Below are 4,021 nucleotides of genomic sequence, written 5' to 3'. Positions count from 1 at the left end.
GATCATCCACAACGACCCGCTGGTGCAAGCGCTGATGCAGCAGTTCAAGACGGCGCGCATCGTGCCCGGCTCGGTCAAACCCCACTGAAACCCGAGGACCCCTCACCATGATGAAGAACCAACTCGCCGGCCTGATGAAGCAGGCCCAGGCGATGCAGGACAACCTGAAGAAGGCGCAGGAAGAGCTCGCCCACATCGAGGTCGAAGGCCAGTCCGGCGCCGGCCTCGTGAAGGTCACGATGACCTGCAAGCACGACGTGAAGCGCATCGTGATCGACCCGAGCCTGCTGGCCGACGACAAGGACATGCTCGAAGACCTGGTGGCTGCCGCCTTCAACGACGGCATCCGCCGCGCCGAAGAGGTCTCGCAGGAAAAGATGGGCAAGCTGACCGCCGGMATGCCGCTGCCGCCCGGCATGAAGTTCCCGTTCTGATCCAGTGGCCGAACCTGCACTCGACGGACTGATCGAGGCGCTGCGCCGCCTGCCCGGCGTCGGGCAGAAGTCCGCGCAGCGCATGGCCTTCCACCTGCTGCAGCACGACCGCGACGGTGCCGCGCGCATCGCCGCGTCGCTGCAGAAAGCGGTGGCCGACGTGCGCCACTGCGACCGCTGCCACACCTTCACCGAGGGCGCGATCTGCAGCACCTGTTCCGATGAGCGGCGCGACGCGCGCCTGCTGTGCGTCGTCGAGACGCCGGCCGACCAGGCGGCGCTCGAGCGCACCGGCAGCTACAAGGGGCTGTACTTCGTGCTGATGGGGCGGCTGAGCCCGCTCGACGGCGTCGGCGCGCGCGACATCGGCCTCGCGCAGCTGATCGAGCGCGCCACCGATGGCACGGTCGAAGAGGTGATCGTCGCGACCAACTTTACCGCCGAAGGCGAGGCCACCGCGCACGTGATCGGCGAGACGCTGAAATCACGTGGCCTGCGCGTCACGCGGCTGGCGCGCGGCGTGCCGATCGGCAGCGAGCTCGAATACGTCGACCTGGGGACCATCGCGCACGCGTTGAGCGAGCGGCGCTAGCCCACCCGCTCAGCGCTTCGCGACCCGCGTCGGCCGCTTCGCCGGCCGATGCGCCTTCGATGCGGTGCGCACCGCCGGCTTGCGCGCTGTCGCCTTGCTCGCGACGAACACATACACCGTCTGCCCCGGCTTGAAGTTCGCGCCGACCGTCGTCTTGTTCCACAGCGCCACCTGCGCCGCGCTCACGCGGTAGCGCTGCGCGACCGTCGCCACGCTCTCGCGCTTGCCGGCCTTCAGCGCCATGCGGCGCAGCGCCGGCGATTCGGACACGAGCGACATCACGCCGTTGTCCGCCAGGTGCCCCGACACGTCGGTCTGGCGGCTCTCGCCGCGCGGCACCAGCAGCGTCGAGCCGGCCCGCACCAGCATGCGCGGCGGGATGTTGTTGACCTCGCGCAACTGCGCCTCGGTCATCCCCACCTGCTTGGCTGCATCGGCCGGGCGCAGCGTGCGCGGCGCGACCCAGGCCGTCCAGGTGGCCAGCGGCCCGCGGTGCTCGCCGATGCTGCGCACGAACTGGCTCGCGTTGTCGTACGGCAGCAGCAGCTGCGGCGTGCCGGCCGCCAAGATCACCGGCCGGTTCATCTGCGGGTTCAGCGTCTGGAACTCTTCCAGCGACACGCCGGCCAACCGCACCGCCAGCGCGACGTCGATGTCGCGCTCGATCGGCACGCTGAGGAAGTACGGGTGGTTGTCCAGCGACGGCAGCGTCAGCAGGTACTCCTCGGGGTGCAGCACGATGTTCTTCACCGCCTGCAGCTTCGGCACGTAGAACGCCGTCTCGTTCGGCATCTTCAGGCTGAGGTAGTCGGTCGGCTTGCCGGCGCGGCGGTTGCGCGCGATGGCGCGCTGCACGTTGCCCTCGCCCCAGTTGTAGGCGGCGAGCGCCAGGTGCCAGTCGCCGAACATGTCGTGCAGCCGGGCCAGGTAGTCGAGCGCGGCGCGCGTCGAGCCGAGCACCGAGCGGCGGTCGTCGCGGAACACGTTCTGCTTCAGCGAGAAGGTGCTGCCGGTGGCCGGCATGAACTGCCACATGCCCGAGGCCTTGGCCGACGACACCGCCTGCGGGTTGAACGCGCTCTCGACGAAGGGCAGCAGCGCCAGCTCGGTCGGCATGCCGCGGCGCTCGACCTCCTCGACGATGTGGAACAGGTAGCGGCTGCCGCGCTCGGTCATGCGCTGCACGTAGTCGGGCCGCGACGCATACCAGCGCTCGGCGGTGCGCACCTGCTCGGTGTCGAGGTCGGGCATCGCGTAGCCGTGGCGCAGGCGCGACCACAGGTCGATGCTCGCGGTGGGCGCGTTCAGGTCGACCTTCTCTTCGGGGCGCAGCGGGTCGATCGGCGGCGCGACGGCCGGGCCCTCGGCGACGGTGGTGTTGTCGGCGGCCGAGGCCGCCCCGGCGGGTGCGCTGGCCGCGGCCGACACCTCCGGTGCAGAGGCTGCAGGAGATGCGCCCGCGACGCCGCCCTCTGGGGTCGGCGTGGTGGTCGCGCAGGCCGCCAGCAGCGTCAGCGCGGCGAACAGGCCCAGGCCGCAGCCTCGTCGCAGGGTCAGACGCAAGAGAGGGATCAAGTCGGTCATCAGAAGTTGTTTTTCCAGTGGCGCAGCGCGGCCAGCACGTCGACTTCGTCGTCGGGCCGGGCGCCGTGGGTGGCGGCGGCAGCAGCCACCTCGGGTTGCGCACAGCGCATGAAGGGATTGATGCGCCGCTCCTGCGCGATCGAGCTCGGCAGCGTCGCGCGGTCGTCGGCGCGCAGCGATTCGCACAGCGCCGTGTAGTCGAGCAGGTCGCGGTTGTGCGGCTCGACGGCGCGTGCGAACTTCAGGTTCGACAGCGTGTACTCGTGCGCGCAGCACACCCGCGTGTCGCCGGCCAGCGCGGCCAGGCGCGACAGCGAGCGGTGCATCTGCGCCGGCGTGCCCTCGAAGAGCCGCCCGCAGCCGCCGGAGAAGAGGGTGTCGCCGCAGAACAGGATCGGCGCATCGCCATCGCTCGCAGCGCAGAAGTACGCGATGTGGCCGGCGGTGTGGCCCGGCACGTCGATCACCTCGAAGCGCAGGCCGAGCCACTCGGCGGCATCGCCATCGTGCAAGGGCGTGAACGGGGTGGGGATCTTCTCGCGCGCGGGCCCGTAGACGGGGCCTTCGAGGCGCGGTCGCAGCGCATCGACGCCGCCGACGTGGTCGCCATGGTGATGGGTCACTAGAATCGCCGACAGCCTCAGGCCATGAGCGTCCAGCGCTTGCTCCACCGGTGCCGATTCACCCGGATCGACGACGAGAGCCTGCCGGCCATCGTGAAGCATCCAGATGTAGTTATCGGCGAAGGCTGGCAGGGCAAGCAGTTTCATGACACAAGTCRGCGGGATTATAGGTTTGGCCCAGTGGCTGGAGACCCCCCCGGGGCGCTACCTGCTGGCCTGGGAACAGGCCCAACTCGATCGAAGCGTGGCCGATGTGTTCGGATTTCACGCTTTGCAGCTCGGCATGACCGAACTCGAGGGGTTGAGGGCCAACCGGATGCCGCACCGTTGGGTGGCGCTCGACGCGCAAGGGAAGCTGGTGGAGCGCGATCCCGCGGCCGAAGTTCCCACGGATGCCGCCGCCGGTGTTACCAACGGCACTCCGGCCGAGCGCGTGGCCGTCGTGCTGCGCTGCGATTTCGATGCGCTGCCGTTCGATTCGCAGAGCCTCGACCTGGTCGTGCTGCCGCACACGCTGGAGCTCGCGCGCGACCCGCACCTGGCACTCGGCGAGGTCGAGCGCGTGCTGCGGCCAGAAGGGCGCGTCGTGATCCTCGGCTTCAACCCGACCAGCCTGTGGGGCCTGCGCCAGCGCTGCGGCCGGCTGCTGCGCTACATCGGCTTTTCGCGCCAGAAGCCGCTTTTCCTGCCGAACGACGGCGAGTTCCTCGGCTACTGGCGGCTGCGCGACTGGCTGCGGCTGCTGAGCTTCGAGGTGCAGGGCGGGCGCTTCGGCTGTTATCGTCCTC

General features: G+C 69.7%; 5 protein-coding genes. 3 read left to right on the top strand and 2 right to left on the bottom strand.

What is annotated here, in order from left to right; genetic code table 11:
• Positions 1 to 107 precede the first annotated feature (107 nt).
• Together AC1D12_RS27015 and recR are read left to right on the top strand one after the other, a co-directional pair.
• Entirely contained in the window at positions 108 to 434 is a 327-nt protein-coding gene (locus AC1D12_RS27015; protein ID WP_047511954.1) for a YbaB/EbfC family nucleoid-associated protein, read from the top strand.
• A gap of 4 nt (positions 435 to 438) precedes the next feature.
• Complete coding sequence (recR, locus tag AC1D12_RS27010) at positions 439 to 1,026, top strand: recombination mediator RecR (RefSeq protein WP_047511957.1); 588 nt, start codon at positions 439 to 441, stop codon at positions 1,024 to 1,026.
• Between the two features lie 9 nt (positions 1,027 to 1,035).
• On the opposite strand, the gene AC1D12_RS27005 is transcribed toward recR, so the two are convergent.
• A complete protein-coding gene (locus AC1D12_RS27005; RefSeq protein ID WP_477844094.1) occupies positions 1,036 to 2,610 on the bottom strand; it encodes a transglycosylase SLT domain-containing protein in 1,575 nt (524 codons plus the stop codon).
• Positions 2,610 to 3,380 carry a hydroxyacylglutathione hydrolase gene (gene gloB, locus AC1D12_RS27000; protein ID WP_477844092.1) on the bottom strand — a complete coding sequence of 257 codons (771 nt, stop codon included), beginning with the start codon at positions 3,378 to 3,380 and terminating at the stop codon, positions 2,610 to 2,612. The genes AC1D12_RS27005 and gloB overlap by 1 nt, the downstream gene beginning before the upstream one ends.
• Here gloB and AC1D12_RS26995 point away from each other — a divergent pair.
• On the top strand, positions 3,379 to 4,021 hold a 643-nt coding region (locus AC1D12_RS26995; protein ID WP_477844090.1), incomplete at its 3' end, for a class I SAM-dependent methyltransferase. The two genes, gloB and AC1D12_RS26995, sit on opposite strands and share 2 nt — an antisense overlap.

It is taken from the genome of Rhizobacter sp. P1_G5 (assembly GCF_056405435.1).
Note: the sequence above shows the minus strand (reverse complement) of the source record. Positions and strands in the feature narration are given on the sequence as shown.